We start from the raw sequence: 19,711 nt of genomic DNA on the forward strand, positions 1-19,711 counted from the left end.
TTTTAATCATTCGCCCAATTCAAACGATCTGCCTGATTATACTGCCAAGGAGCAGCATTATTCTCTACATTGGTCATCATAAGATTCAATTCCTGTGGAGCAGCAGACTGTTCCATCACCAAGAATCTTCTCATTTCGAAAATGATAGAAAGCGGATCTAATAATATAGGACAAGCATCAGTACAAGCATTACAAGTAGTACATGCCCAAAGTTCTTCTTTGGTAACGTAATCATTCAACAACTTTTTACCGTCATCAACGAATGATCCGTTTTTGTCGATATTTCTTCCAACTTCTTCCAATCTGTCTCTTGTTTTCATCAAGATCAGTCTTGGAGAAAGTTTTTTACCTGTAATATTGGCAGGGCAAACAGAAGTACATCTTCCACATTCTGTACAAGAATAAGCATTCAGTAATTGAACTTGATTAAGATCAAAAATATCTTCAGCTCCAAATTTAGACGGAACATCAGCTTCCGAACCTTCTGCCGGAGCAGCGTAAGGATCTGCATTAGGATCCATCATCAATTTAATTTCTTTGGTAACAGATTCTAAATTGTTGAATTTTCCTTTCTTATCTAAGTTGGCAAACCAAGTACTTGGAAATGCTAAAATTATATGTAAATGTTTTGAATAGTAAAGATAGTTCATGAAGAAAAGAATTCCGATAAAGTGGAACCACCAAGCCGCTTTCTCAGTAAACATCAAGAATCCGTTATCAAAACTGAAAATTTCTAAAAATGGAACAAATATCATTTCACTGATTGGGAAACTTCCATGTTCTGGAAGAACACCTCTCATTTGCAAAATAGAATCTGCAGCATTCATTTTAAAGAAAGCCATCATTAAGGCAAATTCAATGATAAGAATCCAATTGGCATCATTCTTTGGCCATCCGAAAAGTTCTTTCATGGTTAATCTCTTAACCCCATAAAAGTTTCTACGGATAAAGAATATAACAACTCCAATAACCACCAAAAGAGCTAAAACTTCTAATGTTGCTGTAAAGAAATTATAAAAAGTATGTCCAAAAATTGATGAAAGGAATCTGTGTGTTCCAAAAATCCCGTCAACAATGATCTCTACAAGTTCTATATTAATAATCACAAACCCAACGTATACAAAAAGGTGTAAAACTCCGGCAACAGGGCGCGCTGTCATTTTACTCTGTCCCATTGCAACTCGTGCCATGGTTCCCCAACGTTCAGATTTATTATCACTGCGGTTGATTTCTCTTCCTAATTTGATATTTCTATATATCTTTTGCAGACTTTTTGCAAATAGCCCAAAACCAGCAACTAATAAAATTAGAAAAATAATATTATCGATATATTGCATAAGGTATATTAGTCTTTATTGTTCTTACCGAAAACCGAGAAGTTGATATATCTTTTCGGATTGGCTTTCATGTCTTCGATCAATGAGTTCAGATTGGTAGATGCTGAATTCAGGTTGTTGTAAAGCTGCTCATCCTTCATCAATTTCCCTAAGCTTCCTTCTCCTTTATCAATTCCTCCAATAACTTGATTCAATTTATCTACTGTAACATCTAAATTGGCAATGGTAGCATTTAACTTTTTAGTATCAATGCTTTCTGCTAAGTTTCCGTATTTATCTAAAGTAACTTTACCACTTTTCATGGTAACACTAGCATCATCTAAAACCTTTTGAAGTTTTGGATCATTATGCCCTACTAAAGCACTTACTCCTCCCGCAGTAGTTTGTAAAGCACCTACAGTTTTGTTAAGATTTGTAAGCAATAATCTAATTTCCTCTCTGTTCTGTGCATTCATAACTTGGTTAGCATTAGCCATCAAAGAATCAACACGATACAAAACAGACTGTAGCTGATCTTTAACAGGACCTACCTGAGCAGAAAGACTTCCCAAAGTACCCAACTTGAAAGAACTTTGTAATGTATCACCATCTTTTGCAGTGACTCCACCATAGGAAAGATTCACTCTCATTTCTTTCCCAGACATTATGCCGGGTTCGAAAATCTCAAGAGTAGACTGTTTTGAAAACTCAAAGTTATTATCAACCGTTACTTTTACAACAAAATGAATTTTTCCATCTTTTGATCTTTGCGGAATAATCTTGTCAACCTGACCTACTTTCAATCCATTGATTGAAACAGCCGAAGATTGCGCCAATCCTTCAACATTATCATACTTTGCGTAAAATATATTATCGGTAGTAAAAAGACTTCTGCCTTTCATAAATTGGAATAATATAACGAAGCCAATAATGGCTAAAATTGCTATTACACCAGCTTTTAATTCTTTACTAAACTTCACTTGCTAATTTTTTCTAATAAGCAAATATAATACATTTTAAATTAATGTTTCCTTTTATTACTCTGCCTTAAATACAAAAAATGCGGCAAAAAAACTTTGCCGCATTGATATGATGAAATTAAATCTCTTATTATTTTTGAGATCCTACTTTATTCCAGATCTCGATTCTGTAATCATCGATATCAGAATTATCCTGTAAGCTCTTTAACCAAGCCTGACCGAACATTCCTGAGTTTCTCTGAGTAACAGATTCTGTGAACTGCTTAAGGTCTCCAGGTTGCTTGTTAGTTGTTTCATTCTTTTTGATTAAAACATAAACACCTGTTCCACCTTCAACCGGATTAGATAACTTTCCTTTTGCAACACCAAATGCAGCACCAGCTACTTTAGGCTCCATAGAACCTGCAACTGATGGGTTTAATAAATTAACCTGTGCAGATTGTTTTGTTGTTGCAAATAATGTAGCAATCTGATCTAAGCTCGTTGCTTTAGCAGCTGCAATTTTATCAGAAATTTGTTTTGCTGCTAATTTATTTTTAACAATTGTTTCAATTTGATCTCTTACAGATTCAGGATCTGCAAGTCCTTTTTCTTGTTTCCCGTTAAGATAAACTACAATTTTATCTCCAGTTCCTTCTACTGTAAAGAATTCTGTATCTCCTTTTTCTCTTTTCTTATCGAAAGCCCAAGAAAGGATTTCTCCATCTTTATCAGTACCTAAACCTTGTAACTGACCGTCAAATCTCTTAGCCGATTTAGGGTTTGAGAATTGGAAGTTAGATTTTTTAGCAATATTTACGAAATCGTTGAAAGATTTCCCTTGAACCTGCTGGATAAATCTTCTTGCTTTCTTATCTGTATCAGCTTCAGTAGCATCAGAAGGCTTCACCGCTTTTACTAAGTTAGCCACTTTATATCCCATAGATCCAGATTTCTTATCTTCAATATTGATGATATGGTATCCGAACTGAGTTTCTACAACACCTGTAGCACCTTTAGGATTGTTCGCCAAATAGGTTAAGAATTCAGGAACGAAAGGAGTTTCAGGAGTAGTCCATCCTAAGCTACCACCTTGAGCAGCAGAATTTGGATCGTTAGAAAGCTTAAGGAATTCTGTAAATCTAGCCGGAGTAGCTTTTACAATTGCACCAATAGAATCTGCCAATTTCTTAGCTGCTTCTTTAGATCTTGTAACACCTTCTCCCGCAGGACTTCCTTTGAATGCAATAAGAATATGTCTAGACAATGTAGAATCAGAAGTCTTCTTACCTACTAATTTAGACACTACATAAAAGTTTTGTTCTTTGTAAGGTCCAAAAGTTTGTCCCACTGCTGCAGTTGCAATTTGAGCTTGTACAGACTGTGGCAATTGGCTTGGCTTCAAATACTGATTGTTAAAAGGCATATCAGAATTAGCCATTACAAACATTGAATCGTTCGTTGTATTTTGGAAATTTTCTTTTCCTCCACTTGCATCAGTACCTCCAGAGAATAATTTAGTAATCTCTTTTTGAGCCGCTGCATCATCAGCCGCACTTGGTTGAGCAGGGAAATATACAATTCCGATATTTCTGCTAGCCTCAGCCTTAAACATCACAGGGTGTTGTTTAATATAATTAGCTAAGTCCTCAGTCTTAACGTTTATTTTAGTTTTTTGAAGATAAGCAGTATAATCAACTTTCACAAAATCGATATCAGCTAACTGATCTCTTTGTCTCATTAATTCTTCTGCTTCTTTCTTACCTGTTGTAATACCTGTAGAAATATTTGCAAATACTTGTCTTGCCATCAATCTGTATTCAACAGATTTTCTGGTTTTAATCCATTGATTATAACCTTCCGGACTTGTACTTTTTAATTCTTCGATTTGTTTTTTAAGCTCCTGAGTCTTAAAGTTTCCTTTTTCGTCAAAGAACTGTTTGTTTTGAGCAAACATTTGATCATACTGAATCTGATTCCAGAAATAATCTTCCGTCATTTCAAACCCCATTTTCTCGAATTGCTGCTTAATCAGTTTGGATTGCACCAATAACTGCCAAGCCTGTTCTTCAAGACCATTTTTCGGTTGATTTTGCTGCTCAGCCTGCTGTTGTAGAACGAAAAGCTGATCATTATACTCCTCACGGGTAATTTTCTCACCATTTACTTTCCCTAAAACATCAGGATTTTTACCAAAAACCTTCTCAATACTATCGGGGTTCACCAAAAACGCTAAAAGCGCCAGTGCAATTACTCCCATCAAAAGCCAAGGCTTACTCCTAATCTGTCCTAAAATTGCCATTTTATAAATTATAGTTTTTTATCAGTTTGCGAAAATACACATTTTTAAGAAATTACGGAAATCCTAGTTCTTTATTTTAATTTTTAAAATTTAATTTATGCAAAAAAGGAAATTTTGACCAGATTTTTTAACAAAAAACAAATGGCATAAGTATTGTGCATTTTACAACATCATAATATGTGATACGTTTTCAAGGCATATTATGAAATTCTACTTTAACGATTTAAAACGGAAATGACAATTTGTCATTCGATTAATTATGACAGAATTTGAAGATATAAGTTTAGAGGAAATGATAAGTGACGGATTTGATATTGTGGCCGAGGAAATCAATCTTTCTGATCTTGCGGAGACTGAAAAAAACTCCGAACAAAAAATATTCCCTATCCTTCCTGTAAGAAATATGGTAATGTTTCCTAATGTGGTAATTCCTATTACTGCAGGAAGAAAGACATCTATACAACTCCTTGAAGAAGCCCAAGTAAACGGAGACTTTATCGGAATTGTAAGCCAAAAAAACTCAGATATTGAGCAGCCAACAGAAAAAGATCTATACCAAACAGGAACTCTAGCAAAAATTATTAAAATAATAAAACTTCCTGAAGGGAATATCACTGCTATTACGAAAGGTTTCCACAGATTTAAGATAAAAAAGATCATTGAAAATCAACCTTATTTTAAAGCTGAAATTTCAAAATTAAAAGATGGGAAGGCTAAAAACCAGGAAGAATACGAAGCTTTATTAGAGAATGTTAAAGATTTAGCATTAAAAATAATTGAGCTTGACCCGAATATTCCTAACGCAGCTAATTTTGCGATTAAAAACATCAACAATAATGATGATCTTTTAAATTTCATCTGTACCAACGCTAATTTTTCATCTAGTGCAAAGCAAAGTTTGCTTGAAGAAAAGAACTTAATGGAAAGAGCAAACAAGTGCTATGAAATGATGCATGAAGATTTCAGAAAATTAGAATTAAGGAATCAAATTCATCAAAAAACATCAAAGGATCTTGACAAACAACAGAAAGAATACTTTCTAAATCAACAGATTAGAACGATTCAGGAAGAATTGGGAGGCGGACCGGAAAATGATGTTGAAGATCTTATTGCAAAAGCAAGCAAAAAGAAATGGAATGCAGAAGTTGAGGAACATTTCCAGAAGGAAATCAACAGACTACAACGCCAAAACCCGAATTCACCAGATTATAATGTTCAGAGAAATTATTTAGATTTCTTTACAGATCTGCCTTGGGACACCTTCACCAAAGATACTTTTGATATTGAAAAAGCCGAAAAAGTCTTGGATAAAGCGCATTTCGGATTAGAAGATATTAAAAAAAGAATTTTAGAGCACATGGCTGTTTTGAAATTAAAAAACAACATGAAATCCCCAATCCTATTATTGGTAGGCCCTCCGGGAGTTGGTAAAACATCTTTAGGAAAGTCTGTTGCTGATGCTTTGGGAAGAAAATATGTTCGTGTTTCATTGGGTGGACTTCATGACGAAAGTGAAATCCGTGGACACAGAAAAACGTACATCGGAGCGATGGCAGGAAGAATTCTTCAATCCATCAAAAAATCAGGAATATCAAACCCTGTGATTGTTTTGGATGAGATTGATAAAGTAGGAAAAGGCATGCATGGAGATCCAAGTTCAGCACTTCTTGAAGTTCTTGATCCTGAACAAAACAGTGCTTTCTATGATAATTTCTTAGAAATGGGCTATGACCTTTCTAAAGTAATGTTTATTGCTACAGCCAACTCGCTTTCAACGATTCAAACGCCATTGTTAGACAGAATGGAAATCATCCAGATCGCAGGATATACATTGGAAGAGAAAATCGAGATTGCTAAAAGACATTTAATTAAAAAACAACAGGAAGAAAACGGTTTGACGATACGATCATTCAAATTGGGAAATCCTGAATTGAAACATATCATCGAAGCGCACACTTCGGAAAGTGGAGTAAGATCTTTAGAAAAAAGAATTGCATCTATTGCCCGTTGGGTAGCTTTACAAACTGCTTTAGCAAAAGAGTACGACACTAAAATTTCTGTTGAAAAAGTAGATGAAATTTTGGGCGTTCCAAGACCTAAAAGTTTATCTGAGATTACAGGAGTTCCTGGTGTTGTAACAGGTCTTGCATGGACAAGCGTTGGTGGAGATATCTTATTCATTGAGAGTATTTTAAGCAACGGAAAAGGGGCTTTAACAATGACAGGTAACTTAGGAACAGTGATGAAAGAATCTGCTACCATTGCCTTGGAATATATCAAAGCAAAGCATGATGAACTTGGTATTTCTCAGGAAGATATCGAAACTAAAAACATCCACGTTCACGTTCCTGAAGGTGCTACACCAAAAGATGGACCCTCTGCGGGAATTGCTATGCTGACATCAATGGTTTCTTCTTTTAAAAATAAAAAAGTTAAACCACATCTTGCCATGACAGGAGAAATTACGCTTAGAGGAAAAGTACTTCCTGTAGGTGGAATTAAAGAAAAACTTTTGGCAGCAACCAGAGCGGGCATTAAAGAGGTGATTCTTTGTGAAGCCAACAGAAAAGACGTAGAAGAAATTAAGAAAGATTATCTTAAAAATCTAAACGTACATTACGTTAACAGAATGGAAGAAGTGGTAGAAATTGCCCTTGAAAAATAAATTTACGTAGATTAACTTCTCAACACATACCACACGTCTCCAAAATTGGGGGCGTGTTTTTTTATTTGTAAAAAAAGAATTCAAGTTAATTAAATTAAAAGACCTTCAATTCGGAGGGTTTTACTATTTTTATACTACAGACTCGAATTATGAACTTTCTTAAACTTCCTTTCCTCGTTAAGCTTACTTTGGTTATTATCTCAATCATTGGGCTCGGATATCTACTGGCATTGGGGCAAAGTATTTTAGCACCTTTCTTTTTAGCATTTTTAATGGCCATGCTATTTTTGCCAATTGCCACTTTTATGGAAAACAAACTGAGATTCCCAAGGAGCATCTCAACCATGACTTCGGTAATGATCATGTTGGTTATGTTAACCGGGCTTATCTACTTCTTTGGATCGCAATTATCAAATTTCAGCAAAGACCTTCCTCATTTAAGAACACAGTTCACTACCGTTTTTAACAGCCTTCAAAATTGGGTTTCAGACACGTTCCATGTTAAAATCCACCAACAACTAGATTATCTAGACCAAGGCTTAAGCAAGCTTCTATCTTCATCGGGTGTTATATTAGGGTTCACTTTCAGTATATTTTCAACCGGTCTGGGCTTCATTGTATTTTTCATTCTGTTTTTCATTTTCATATTAAATTACAGAAGAATATTAAACAATTTTATCCTTACCGTTTTTAACGAAAAACATAAAGCCAGCGTACAGGAAGTGGTAAATGAAGTACGAATTATGACCAAAAAATATATTTTCGGTCTTTGCATACAGGTATTTATTGTATCTATTCTTTCTTCAACTGTATTAACCGTTTTAGGGGTAAAGTATGCAATTCTTCTTGGAGTTTTAACCGGATTATTAAACGTCATTCCTTATTTAGGGATCTGTATTTCTTTATTAATCTCATGCTTTATCGCTTTTGCTACAGCTACTCCATCCACTTGTATTTATGTATTTATAGGTTATATCGCAGTACACATTGTTGATGGAAATATCATCCTTCCTTTTGTTGTTGGTTCAAAAGTAAAGATCAACGCGTTGTTTTCTTTTATTGGAATTCTTTTAGGAGAGCACCTTTGGGGAATTGCAGGAATGTTTCTTTGTATTCCGGCAATTGCTATTATTAAAATTATCTTTGAAAGAGTTGATGGATTGAAACCTTGGGGAAAATTACTCGGTGAAGAAGACAAGCCTCACAAAAAGAAGAAGAGCTACAAAATATCAAAGAATATTACTTTGAAGGAGATGGATTAATATGTAATTAATACATGTATAAAAATTAAGCCCTCAAATTGAGGGCTTTTATATTTTATCCTATAGCGCAATATGGACTCATTCCGTTTGGACAAGATTGGTCACATGGAATATAGCTTTGATTATCCGGGCAATATCCTAAACCAGATCCTGGATCTGTGCCGCCACCGCCACCTCCACCGCCTAAACAAGGGTGTCCTGGTGGAATTTTACACGGACATCCTTCTAGTCCTATATCACAGAGTTCTTTCCCTCCTCCATTAATTTTTTTTAAACTCTCGCGATCTAATTTTTGAAAATTTTTCAACATAATATTATTTGTTTAGTTTGACTTGTTAAACAAATATATAAAATTCACTGATATCAAAGAAAAACATTTTGTTAAAAATAAATTTTAATTCAATCCATTTCGAATTAATTAACGAATAAGAATTTTATTTACATTTGATAAAAATCCATCACTTATGAAAATCGTAAAGTTTATTCTATGCCTGCTTTTCGGACTTATGTTTATTAATGCAGGTCTCGACAAGTTTTTACACTACATGCCAATGCCAGCACTTACGGCTGATCAAACAAAACTTTTCGCTGCTTTCGGCGAAATCGGGTGGCTGATGCCTTTAGTTGGTACTGTAGAAGTTATTGGAGGGTTATTATTTATCTTTCCAAAAACAAGAGCATTAGGTGCAATCGTAATTTTACCTGTAATGGTAGGAATACTTTTACACAATGTTTACAGAACCCCATCTTCACCTGGAATTACAATTGCTGTCGTTTTATTTTTAATCAACCTTTGGATCATTATTGATAATGAAAAGAAATATAAAGCTTTAGTAAGCTGAAAATAACAGTGAATGGTCAATAGTGAATTCACTTTGCTTGTCAATTTTAAAATTCACTTGCGTAGCAAAATTCACCATTGACTATTGACATTACACAAATGCACTGAAACCTGTAATTGATCTTCCAACAATCAGTGAATTGATTTCTTTTGTTCCTTCGTAAGAATAAATTGCTTCGGCATCAGCAACAAATCTTGCGACATCATATTCTAATAAAATTCCATTTCCACCCAGAACTTCTCTTGCTCTGGAAACAATATCTCTTGTTCTGAGCGTACAGAAAACTTTGGCTAAAGAAGCATGTTCATCTTTTAAAATTCCTTCATCCTGCATTTCAGACAATCTGAAAACCATTGTTTGCATTGCCGTAAGATTAGAAAGCATTTCTACCAAATGCCCCTGAATCATTTGAAAAGAAGCAATAGGTTTTCCGAATTGCTCTCTTGTTCTTGTATAGGCTAAAGCACTTTCATACGCTCCTCTCGCACAACCTGTTGCCATCCATGCAACTCCGGCTCTCGTCATTCTCAATACTTTTCCTGTATCTTTAAATGAATTGGCATTTTGCAATCTATTTTCTTCGGTTACTAAACAATCCGTCAAAGTAATTAATCCATTTTGAACGATTCTTAACGCCATTTTCCCTTTAATTTTCTCAACAGAATATCCGGGATTATCTTTCTCCACAATAAAGCCTTTCACTTCACCACCATCAAGATCTCTTGCCCAAATTATAATTAAATCTGCAAACGTTGCATTTCCAATCCATTTTTTCTGACCATTTAAAATCCAGCCTTCAGGAGTTTTTTTGCAGGTTACCGTTAATCCGCCAGCTGCTCCAGAACCCACTTCAGGTTCTGTAAGCCCAAATGCTCCAATCTTTTCAAATTTCTGCATTTGAGGAAGCCATTTTTGCTTTTGTTCTTCAGATCCACAAATATAAATAGAACCCATTGCCAAACCAGATTGCACACCGAAAAATGTAGCAATAGAAGCATCAACCCTAGCCATTTCCATGGCAATAACCCCTTCCATCAAGAAAGGCATTCCCGGGCAGCCATATCCTTCGTAGGTTACGCCACAGATATTTAATTTTTGGAATTTTGGAATTAATTCATGAGGAAATTCGTCTCTCAACCAATAATGATTCACCAAAGGCTTCACTTCTTTTTCCATGAATTCTCTTACTTTAAGTTGAATTTCTCTCTGCTCAGGAGTCAACGTATGATAAATATCGTAGAAATCTCCATCAATTGGCGGAAGCTCTTTTTTCTTCTTATTGGGATCCAGCATTTTCATCAATCCTCCTAATTGTTTATCATCTAATTTGGAAAAGCTTTGCATCAATTTCGGTAAATCTACCTTTTGAGAAATAGCACTTAGCTGATCAAAATCTATTGATCTGAATAATTCTATCGTGTTTCTGATTTTGGAAAAAGTATTAGACATAGTTATTGTGTGGTTTTGATTTGTAAAAAATATGCAAAAATCAATCCGAAAATTAACTCCAACACATTTGTTTAATTTACAAAACACTGATTTTAAACTAATTAAATTAACTTTTTTGCTTTACAACTTTTTTACTCGTGATTTTCAAACATTACAACCCATTCAGCCTGAACTTTGGAATAAGCAAAAACAGTAAAAGTCAACCTGACGAAATCGCTATCAATAAATCCCATTGCTTATCTCAGTTTAAAAACGGCGATTACATTCAACAATTGAACATAAAAAATATCTATATATGAAAACTACGTACATCAAATTATCCCTAGCCAGTATTCTTTTATTAGGAATCTATTCTTGTAAAAAGGGAGAAGCTACAGCAAGCAAATATGAACTTGAAGGCACAGCAGATTCTGCGGCAGTTGTGGTTTCAGATAGTGTTTCCTCCGCTGCAACCACCAAAGTGAAAGACAAACAGTTTATCAAAACTGCAGAGGTAAATATGGAAGTGAAAGATGTTTATGATGCAACAATTTCCATTGAAAAATCTATTCAGCAGCTTGGCGGATTTGTCACAAAAAGTAATTTGCAGAGCAATGTAGTTTCAGAAGACACTTATAATACGTCTAACGAAAATTCAATGTTGGTGAAAAAATTTCAAACTGAAAACACGATGCAGGTTCGTGTTCCGACCGATAAATTGGGAGAATTATTAACCTTAATTAATGATAAAAAATTATTTCTGAATTCAAGAATTATTAATGCAGAAGATGTAACAGCCAGCATCAAATATGCAGAATTAGAAACTCAAAGAAATAAAAAAACCAACGAAAACATTGCTCAGATGAAAGTCAACAAAGACAAAGTAAACATAGGTAATGATAATATGAAAGAAGGAAATCAACAACAATTGGAAAGCATGAATATTGTTGACAACCTCAAATACAGCACCGTTGACATTTACATTAAAGAACCTAAACTTAGAATTGCAGAAATTGCGGTTACCAATACCAAAAGCATTGACAATAAATATAAATTCAATTTCATTTACGATGCAAAAAATGCATTTGTGGAAGGCTTCTATTTAATTCAAAGAATTGCGGTGGGGTTAATTACCATCTGGCCTATTCTACTCATTGCAGCAGTCATCATGTATGTATTGAGAAAAAGAAAATATTTTAAAAAGCCTGATCATATTTAATTGAAACTATCCTAACCTTGATGGTTATCAACATAATTTTAGATTTTCAAACCTCCATTTTCAGGAGGTTTTTATTTTTTTCAAAAAAAAACTGTAACGATTATAATACTGCCCTTACCTACTGTTTAAAGAATAAATAATTAAAACTTAATCACATGAAAAATTTAGTAAAACTTGGGTTCGCAGTATTATTATCAGCAACCTTCACGACAGCAAAAGCGCAAAGTACCAATCCAGAAAACAGTATACTTTGGGAAGTTTCAGGGAACGGGCTCACAAAACCATCTTATATTTCAGGAACGTTTCATACAATGTGCAGTTCGGATTTTGAGATAAAATCGAAAGTGATGAAAGCGCTGGAAAAATCTGATAATTTTGTAATGGAGGTTAATTATACAGATCCTGCTGAAATGGCAACCATGCAGAAAATGTATCAGACGGATAAAAAACTATCAGATCAGCTTACTCCTGCGGAAGCAAAGGAATTAGACAAAATCCTCAACGATTATGGAACAGATTTAAAGAAAATGGATAATTCAAGTTCACAAGCCTTATATTCGCTTATTGCCTTAAAAGCTACACCATGTCCTCAAACTGAAATGAAACTTTATGAAATAGAACTTCTTAAAAATGCTATTAAAAGTAAAAAGAAAGTCTACGGGCTTGAAAAAGTAGAAGACCAACTTACATCCATTAATAAAGCCTATGGTTTGAAAGCAGTCATTGAGCAGCTAAAAATGGGAAAGGAATATGAAATCCTTCTTAAGAAAATGGTAATTGCATTTAAAAATGAAGATGTAACATCTCTTTACACACACTTTAAAAATGATAAATTAATGAATGCCGAACAAGAAAAGGCCATGCTTACGGACAGAAATAATAACTGGGCAGAAAAAATGCCGGAAATTATGAAAAAAGAAAGTTCGTTCTTTGCAGTAGGAGGCGCTCATCTTATGGGTAAAAACGGAGTTATCCAACTTTTAAAATCAAAAGGATATACCCTGAAACCTGTATCAAGCCTTTAGCACATAACCAAACCATGAAATCACCGTGAGCAATCCAACTGAAACCGCTTTTTTAAATCTCGTTAACAAACACAAAGGTATTTTGTATAAGGCCTCACGCATCTATGCCGATTCTTTGGAAGACCGAGAAGACCTGCAGCAGGAGATTCTTATTCAGCTTTGGAAATCATATCAGAACTTCAAAGGTAATAGTGAATTTTCAACCTGGATGTACCGCGTAGCCATTAACACCGCTATTACTTATTTAAAAAAAGAAAAAAAGCGGACAAACAATCAAACGGATGTGCCCGATCATTTTGAAGTCCAAAGCGAAGATTACAATCCTGCAAAAGACAAGCAATTAGAAGTTTTTTACGCTTCGGTTCAAGAACTTAAATCTCTAGAAAAAGCTGTCATATTTTACTTTATGGAAGGTATGTCACATAAAGAAATCGGGGATAACTTAGGACTTAGTGAAGGCAATGCCCGTGTAAAACTGAACAGAACCAAAGAAAAAATACAGCAAATCATAAAAAAATCAGGCTATGAATTTTGATCGATTAAAAGAACAATGGAATAACGAAGACGCCGACAGCGTAAATATTCCCAACAATATAGAACAATTAAAGAAAAGTAAACATCCTATTGAAAAGATCCAAAAAAGCATGAAAATGGAACTTCCATTCCAGATTATTGGCATTATTCTTATCGGATTCTTTCCGCAGCAACTGGATTTTCCTGCATCGCAGCATATTATTTATTATACCTCCTACACCCTATTTGTGGTAATATCTTCTTATTACTTTTTCGGATTCTTTAAATTTTATAAACAAACCGAACTGTATACCGGAAATACCCAAAACAGCCTTTGGAAAATATACCATGAACTGAAACTGAACATGGAAAGATATCAATCTTTAGGATTCCTTCTTCTTCCTCACTTTATGATCACATTAGGACTCGTGTTTTATAATACATTGGCGAAAAAAGGAGAATCTTTAGGAAATATGTCAAGCCATAATCAGCAGATTTTAATCTTCAGCGTTCTCATAGGAACTATCGCGATTGTAGCAGGTATTGTTTTATGGACTAGATATTTCTATGGAAAAAATGCCAAACAACTCGAAAATATACTGAACGAAATAGACGAATAATTTTATAATTTATCTATCAAAAAATAACAACCATGAAACCTCAGACTTGATCTGGGGTTTGTTTTTTAAAAAATTGTTATTTATAACGCTCAAATTTATCTGAGGTTTTATTTTTCCTTAAATTTGCATATTAGAAATTTAACGACACCAAATTTTTTAGAAATTTTTATTCAGAAAACTAATTTCTAAAATTAATAATCTAAATCCTTTAGAAATATATGCTATCAAAAATAAATCCTATACAAACAAACAGCTGGAAAGCTCTTGATGAACACTTTGCAGGAAATGATTTCGAACTAAGAACTCTTTTCCAATACAACCCGAATCGTTTTGAAGAGTTTTCATTAAAAAAAGACAATTTTCTTTTTGATTATTCTAAAAACTTGATTGACTCAAGAACGAAAGAACTTCTATTGAACCTGGCAGAAGAATGTCAGTTAAAAGACGCTATTTCTAAAATGTTCTCAGGAGATAAAATCAACGAAACGGAAGGAAGAGCAGTTTTACATACAGCTTTGAGGGATTTTTCTGACAAAGAAATTTTGGTTGATGGTGAAAATATTAAACCACAGATCAAAAGAGTTTTGGACCATATGAAATCTTTCTCTGAAAGCATTATTTCAGGATCACATAAAGGTTTCAGCGGAAAAGAAATTACCGATGTTGTGAACATCGGAATCGGAGGTTCAGATTTAGGACCTGTGATGGTAGTTTCAGCTTTAAAGCATTTTAAAACAAGATTGGATGTTCATTTTGTATCCAATGTAGACGGAAATCATATCGCAGAAGTTGTAAAGAACTTAAATCCTGAAACCACTTTATTTATCATTGCTTCTAAAACGTTCACGACACAGGAGACAATGACGAACGCTAATTCAGCAAAAGATTGGTTCTTAAAAGCAGGAAAACAGGAAGATGTAGCTAAACATTTTGTCGCTTTATCAACTAATGTTCAAGCAGTTAAAGACTTCGGAATTGCAGAAGAAAACATCTTTGAATTCTGGGATTGGGTTGGCGGAAGATATTCACTTTGGAGTGCAATCGGCTTAAGCATTGTTCTTTCAGTTGGATATGAAAACTTCGAGCAATTATTAAAAGGAGCTTCTGATAGCGACCAACATTTTCAGACCGCAGATTTCTCTGAAAACATTCCTGTTTTAATGGGATTAATAGGAATTTGGTATCGTAATTTCTACGCGGCAACAACATATGCTATCCTTCCTTACTCTCAATATTTAGACAGATTTGCAGCGTATCTTCAACAAGGAGATATGGAAAGTAATGGAAAATGTGTTGACAGAAACGGTGAGTTTGTAGAATATGAAACTGGACCAATCATCTGGGGAGAGCCTGGAACAAACGGACAACATGCATTCTATCAATTGATTCACCAAGGAACAGAATTAATCCCTGCGGATTTTATCGCTTATGCGAAAAGCCCGAATAAGGTTTCTGATCATCAAGATAAATTGTTAGCAAACTTTTTTGCTCAAACTGAAGCACTTGCCTTCGGAAAAACAGAAGAAGAAGTTGAAGAAGAATTAAAAAACGCAGGAAAATCTGAGGAAGAAATTGACTTCTTATTAAACTACAAAGTCTTCCAAGGAAACACACCTACTAACTCAATTATTTTCAATGAATTAACTCCATTTGCATTAGGACAATTAATTGCATTATATGAACACAAGATATTTGTTCAGGGAGTTATCTGGAACATTTTCAGTTTTGACCAGTTTGGAGTGGAATTAGGAAAAGTTTTAGCAAACAAAATCTTGCCAGAACTTGAAAGTAATGAAGCAATTAGCTCTCATGATTCTTCAACAAATGGGTTGATTAATTATTATAAAGGAAATAAATAAAAATGCTTAGCAGAAAAACAAAAGATAAAATCAAAAGAAAAATTGAATTTATCAAGTTATTTTTGAGTAGCGAGACCAATCATTTGAAAAAAGATGTATCGCTAAAGAAAAAATGGTTTGGTAATGACTATGGAGGTTTTTTGGTAGCAACAGAATTTTTAAATAGAGATTCTATTGTTTATTCTTTTGGGGTTGGAGAAGATATTTCTTTTGACACAGAAATAATTGAGAAATATAATTGTATGGTTTTTGGATTTGACCCTACACCAAAATCAATCAATTGGGTAAAATCAAACCAATTGTCTCAAAATTTTAAGTTTTTCGATTTTGGCATTGGAGACACAACAAAAACAGATTTTTTTTATTTTCCCAAAAACCCTGATTTTGTTTCTGGAAGTACAGTAGAACAGAGTAATATAAATTTAGATCGAAAGATTGAAGTTCAACTTAAAACTCTGAATGATACAATGTCTTTATTAGAACACAAGAAAGTGGATGTTTTAAAAATGGATATTGAGGGCGCAGAATATAAGGTATTAGAAAATATTTTGGATTCTGACATTGAAATTGGACAAATTCTTGTTGAATTTCATGATCGTTTTTTCCCAAATGGAAAGCAGAAAACAATAGATATATTAGAGAAACTAAAAGCACATGGTTTTCTGGTCTTTGGCATTTCTGAAACCTATGATGAGATATCATTAATCAATAAGAATCTAATAAAAAGTAAATAAAAGTAAAATGGCACAAATTCTTGACGGACTAAAAGTATCCAAAGAAATAAAAGCAGAAATCAAGGTTGAAGTTGATAAGATCATTGCAAACAAAAGAAGAGCACCTCATTTGGTAGCAATTCTTGTTGGTAACAACGGAGCAAGCAAGGCATATGTAAATGCTAAAGTGAAAGATTGCGAAGAAGTAGGATTTCAATCTAGTTTAATTAAATTTCCAAGCACAGTTTCTGAATCTGAATTATTAGAAAAAATTGAGGAACTTAATAAGGATAAATCTGTAGACGGATTTATCGTTCAGTTGCCTTTACCAGATCAGGTTGATCAGGAGAAAATCATTAACGCAATTGATCCAAGAAAAGATGTTGACGGTTTCCACCCTACAAATTTTGGAAAAATGGCATTGGAAATGGATACTTTCTTGCCTGCAACTCCATTTGGTATTTTAACTTTATTAGAAAGATACAATATCGAAACAAAAGGAAAAGACTGTGTTATTATCGGAAGAAGTAAAATAGTAGGAAGACCAATGAGTATCTTGATGGGAAGAAAAGATTTCCCAGGAAATTCAACGGTTACACTTACACACTCTTATACAAAAGACATTGAAGAATATACTAAAAAAGCAGACATCGTAATTACAGCTTTAGGCGATCCTCACTTTTTAAAAGGTGAAATGATCAAAGACGGAGCGGTAATTGTTGACGTAGGTATCACAAGAGTAGATAATGATTCTCCTAAAGGATATTATTTGGCTGGTGATGTAGATTTTGACAGTTGTGCAGAAAAAGCAAGCTGGATTACGCCGGTTCCGGGAGGAGTTGGACCTATGACAAGAGCGATGTTGATGAAGAATACCATCATTGCTTATAAGACTTCAGTCTATAACGACTAATTTTAAAATGAATAAAGAAGAAGATATTTTATTAAAAGAAGGTAAAATGCTCCCTGTGATGGAGCATTTTTACACTCTTCAAGGAGAAGGAGCACACACGGGAAAAGCATCATACTTCATTAGATTGGGAGGTTGCGACGTCGGGTGTCATTGGTGTGATGTAAAAGAAAGTTGGGACCCAACTTTACATCCGTTAATGAATGCAGAAGAAATTGCAGAAACCGCTGCCAAACATTGTAAAACTGTTGTTTTAACAGGTGGCGAGCCATTAATGTGGAATCTTGATATTTTAACATCCAAATTAAAAGAATTGGGATGCACCATTCATATAGAAACTTCGGGAGCATATCCGATGAGTGGACATATCGACTGGATTACGCTTTCCCCAAAGAAAACAGGACTTCCTAAAGAGGAAATTTATGAGAAAGCAAGCGAGCTTAAAGTAATTGTTTTCAATAACAACGATCTTAAATTTGCAGAAGAACAGGCCGCAAAAGTTTCAGCAAACTGTAAGTTGTATCTTCAAAGCGAATGGAGCAAGCGTGATGAAATGTATCCTAAAATTACAGATTTTATTTTAGCACATCCGGAATGGCAGGCCTCAGTTCAGACTCATAAATATCTTAATATACCATAAAAAAAGCGTAATTTAGCTCTTCGTATCCATTATAAAGCCGATAGATGCAAAGAATTCGATACTCTAGATATTTAAAATCGATTATTATCTTGCTAGACCTTTTGGTTATAGCGTCTGTTTTCGTTTTCTTTTTTATCAGTAGAAATGAAAATTTAAAATATGATCAGGAAACCTGGTATCAGAATGTTTTTTCCTTAGTCTTATTATTTATGTTCTGGATGCTCTTGAGTGGTAGAACAAAAATTTATAATATTTCCAGGAACTTAACCTATACGATATTTCTTGAGCGGCTACTCATTCACTTTTTACTATTTGTTCTTGGAGTACTTTTAATAGGAAAAGTAAGCTATAATGTTTTTTTTAATTCTGATATTTATTGGCTTTCATTTTACCTGTTTTTCTTTATATTTTTCGCGAAATCTATCATTTATTTCGGGATTAAATACTTCCGTAGTTTAGGTATCAACTTTAGGAATATCATGTTTCTTAATGAAAACAGTTCTACGGAGATATTAAAAAATATATTCAGTGAAAGAAAAGATTACGGATACAAGATTTTTGAATACGATAAATCTGAAATCAATTCTTTTGAATTGGTAGAGTTTTGGAAAGACCACGGGATACATACTCTATTCTTTCCATCTGAGAATTCTTTTGATGAAAGAACTGAAGATGATATTTTTAGATTGGCAGAAGCTAATAAAGTTCACATTTCATTAGTTCCGAGTATTACACAAAGTGATTTTTTCCTTTATGATTTGGCCTATATCCAGACTCAGCCCGTATTAAACCAGGCAAGATATCCTTTAGATTATTATTCGAACTATTTATTGAAAAGAACTTTTGACATCCTATTCTCATTTGTTATATTAATATTTGTTTGTTCTTGGTTGTTTCCAATCATTGCTATATTAATAAAAACAACATCTAAAGGTCCGGTCTTATTTTTGCAGAAACGATATGGCTTTCATGAGGAGGTTTTTAATTGTATTAAATTCCGAACAATGATCGTTAATGAAGAATCTTCAACCAAAACTACTGAAGAAAATGATAGCAGAATTACTAGAATTGGAAAATTCCTAAGGAAAACGAGTCTTGACGAGATGCCTCAATTCATTAATGTATTGAAAGGAGAAATGTCTATTGTAGGGCCAAGACCACATATGCTGTCTGTTGACAATTATTATAAACCGAAAATAGGAAGATATAGCTTAAGAAGTATGGTAAGTCCCGGTATTACCGGCCTAGCACAGGTCAATGGTTTACGCGGGGACTCAGGAGATGTAGAAGTGGAGATGAATAAACGTATTTTGGCCGATGCCTTTTACGTTAGAAACTGGAGTTTTGTCTTAGATATGGTGATCATTTTGAAAACTATTTTATTAGTAATCGGAGGAGACAAAAATGCAAAATAAATAATGCTTTAATAAAAAAAGTC

The 19,711-nt window shown here is 34.0% G+C and carries 17 protein-coding genes; 12 read left to right on the plus strand and 5 right to left on the minus strand.

The features are described from left to right. Nucleotides 1–2 precede the first annotated feature (2 nt). The 3 genes from BUB80_RS09980 to BUB80_RS09990 all read right to left on the minus strand — a co-directional run bounded on the left by BUB80_RS09980 (nt 3) and on the right by BUB80_RS09990 (nt 4,577). A complete protein-coding gene (locus BUB80_RS09980) occupies nt 3–1,337 on the minus strand; it encodes a 4Fe-4S dicluster domain-containing protein (protein WP_073292783.1) in 1,335 nt (444 codons plus the stop codon). Nucleotides 1,338–1,345: 8 nt separating this feature from the next. Next, nucleotides 1,346–2,296 carry an MlaD family protein gene (locus tag BUB80_RS09985; protein WP_073292784.1) on the minus strand — a complete coding sequence of 317 codons (951 nt, stop codon included), beginning with the start codon at nt 2,294–2,296 and terminating at the stop codon, nt 1,346–1,348. Between the two features lie 130 nt (nt 2,297–2,426). Next, nucleotides 2,427–4,577 carry a SurA N-terminal domain-containing protein gene (locus tag BUB80_RS09990; protein ID WP_073292785.1) on the minus strand — a complete coding sequence of 717 codons (2,151 nt, stop codon included), beginning with the start codon at nt 4,575–4,577 and terminating at the stop codon, nt 2,427–2,429. Between the two features lie 259 nt (nt 4,578–4,836). Here BUB80_RS09990 and lon point away from each other — a divergent pair, with 259 nt between their 5' ends. Then, entirely contained in the window at nt 4,837–7,242 is a 2,406-nt protein-coding gene (gene lon / locus BUB80_RS09995) for an endopeptidase La (RefSeq protein ID WP_073292786.1), read from the plus strand. 149 nt (nt 7,243–7,391) lie between these two features. Continuing rightward, a complete protein-coding gene (locus BUB80_RS10000) occupies nt 7,392–8,504 on the plus strand; it encodes an AI-2E family transporter (protein WP_073292787.1) in 1,113 nt (370 codons plus the stop codon). A 55-nt stretch (nt 8,505–8,559) separates the two neighbouring features. Here the strand turns inward: BUB80_RS10000 and BUB80_RS10005 are convergent, their stop codons facing one another. Next, the gene (locus tag BUB80_RS10005; protein WP_073292788.1) at nt 8,560–8,814 is read right to left on the minus strand and encodes a bacteriocin-like protein; all 255 of its coding nucleotides are present in this window, start codon (nt 8,812–8,814) and stop codon (nt 8,560–8,562) included. A gap of 154 nt (nt 8,815–8,968) precedes the next feature. On the opposite strand from BUB80_RS10005, the gene BUB80_RS10010 reads away from it, so the two are divergent. Then, on the plus strand, nt 8,969–9,346 hold the full coding sequence (locus BUB80_RS10010; RefSeq protein WP_073292789.1) for a MauE/DoxX family redox-associated membrane protein: 378 nt from the start codon (nt 8,969–8,971) through the stop codon (nt 9,344–9,346). 90 nt (nt 9,347–9,436) lie between these two features. On the opposite strand, the gene BUB80_RS10015 is transcribed toward BUB80_RS10010, so the two are convergent. Next, nucleotides 9,437–10,795 carry an acyl-CoA dehydrogenase family protein gene (locus BUB80_RS10015; RefSeq protein ID WP_054512721.1) on the minus strand — a complete coding sequence of 453 codons (1,359 nt, stop codon included), beginning with the start codon at nt 10,793–10,795 and terminating at the stop codon, nt 9,437–9,439. A gap of 295 nt (nt 10,796–11,090) precedes the next feature. Between BUB80_RS10015 and BUB80_RS10020 the strand changes: the two genes are divergently transcribed. The 9 genes from BUB80_RS10020 (at nt 11,091) to BUB80_RS10060 (ending at nt 19,688) form a co-directional block, all read left to right on the plus strand. Then, nucleotides 11,091–11,993, plus strand: a complete 903-nt coding sequence (locus BUB80_RS10020; RefSeq protein ID WP_073292790.1) for a DUF4349 domain-containing protein — start codon at nt 11,091–11,093, stop codon at nt 11,991–11,993. Nucleotides 11,994–12,148: 155 nt separating this feature from the next. Beyond that, nucleotides 12,149–13,018: a TraB/GumN family protein gene (locus tag BUB80_RS10025; protein WP_073292791.1), complete on the plus strand. Its 870-nt coding sequence runs from the start codon at nt 12,149–12,151 to the stop codon at nt 13,016–13,018. 25 nt (nt 13,019–13,043) lie between these two features. Further along, complete coding sequence (locus BUB80_RS10030) at nt 13,044–13,553, plus strand: RNA polymerase sigma factor (RefSeq protein WP_073292792.1); 510 nt, start codon at nt 13,044–13,046, stop codon at nt 13,551–13,553. Then, the gene (locus tag BUB80_RS10035; protein WP_073292793.1) at nt 13,543–14,151 is read left to right on the plus strand and encodes a hypothetical protein; all 609 of its coding nucleotides are present in this window, start codon (nt 13,543–13,545) and stop codon (nt 14,149–14,151) included. Before BUB80_RS10030 ends, BUB80_RS10035 begins: the two co-directional genes overlap by 11 nt. Before the next feature lie 218 nt (nt 14,152–14,369). Next, entirely contained in the window at nt 14,370–16,010 is a 1,641-nt protein-coding gene (gene pgi, locus BUB80_RS10040) for a glucose-6-phosphate isomerase (protein ID WP_073292794.1), read from the plus strand. Between the two features lie 83 nt (nt 16,011–16,093). Continuing rightward, nucleotides 16,094–16,744, plus strand: a complete 651-nt coding sequence (locus BUB80_RS10045; protein WP_175549594.1) for an FkbM family methyltransferase — start codon at nt 16,094–16,096, stop codon at nt 16,742–16,744. 7 nt (nt 16,745–16,751) lie between these two features. Next, on the plus strand, nt 16,752–17,636 hold the full coding sequence (locus BUB80_RS10050; RefSeq protein ID WP_073292796.1) for a bifunctional 5,10-methylenetetrahydrofolate dehydrogenase/5,10-methenyltetrahydrofolate cyclohydrolase: 885 nt from the start codon (nt 16,752–16,754) through the stop codon (nt 17,634–17,636). A gap of 7 nt (nt 17,637–17,643) precedes the next feature. After that, nucleotides 17,644–18,273 (plus strand): 7-carboxy-7-deazaguanine synthase QueE, encoded by a 630-nt coding sequence (locus BUB80_RS10055; protein ID WP_073292797.1) that lies wholly within the window; start codon nt 17,644–17,646, stop codon nt 18,271–18,273. Nucleotides 18,274–18,317: 44 nt separating this feature from the next. Then, nucleotides 18,318–19,688 carry an exopolysaccharide biosynthesis polyprenyl glycosylphosphotransferase gene (locus tag BUB80_RS10060; RefSeq protein ID WP_073292798.1) on the plus strand — a complete coding sequence of 457 codons (1,371 nt, stop codon included), beginning with the start codon at nt 18,318–18,320 and terminating at the stop codon, nt 19,686–19,688. Nucleotides 19,689–19,711 lie beyond the last annotated feature (23 nt).

It is taken from the genome of Chryseobacterium polytrichastri (genome assembly GCF_900142445.1).
Taxonomy (GTDB): Bacteria; Bacteroidota; Bacteroidia; order Flavobacteriales; family Weeksellaceae; genus Chryseobacterium; species Chryseobacterium polytrichastri.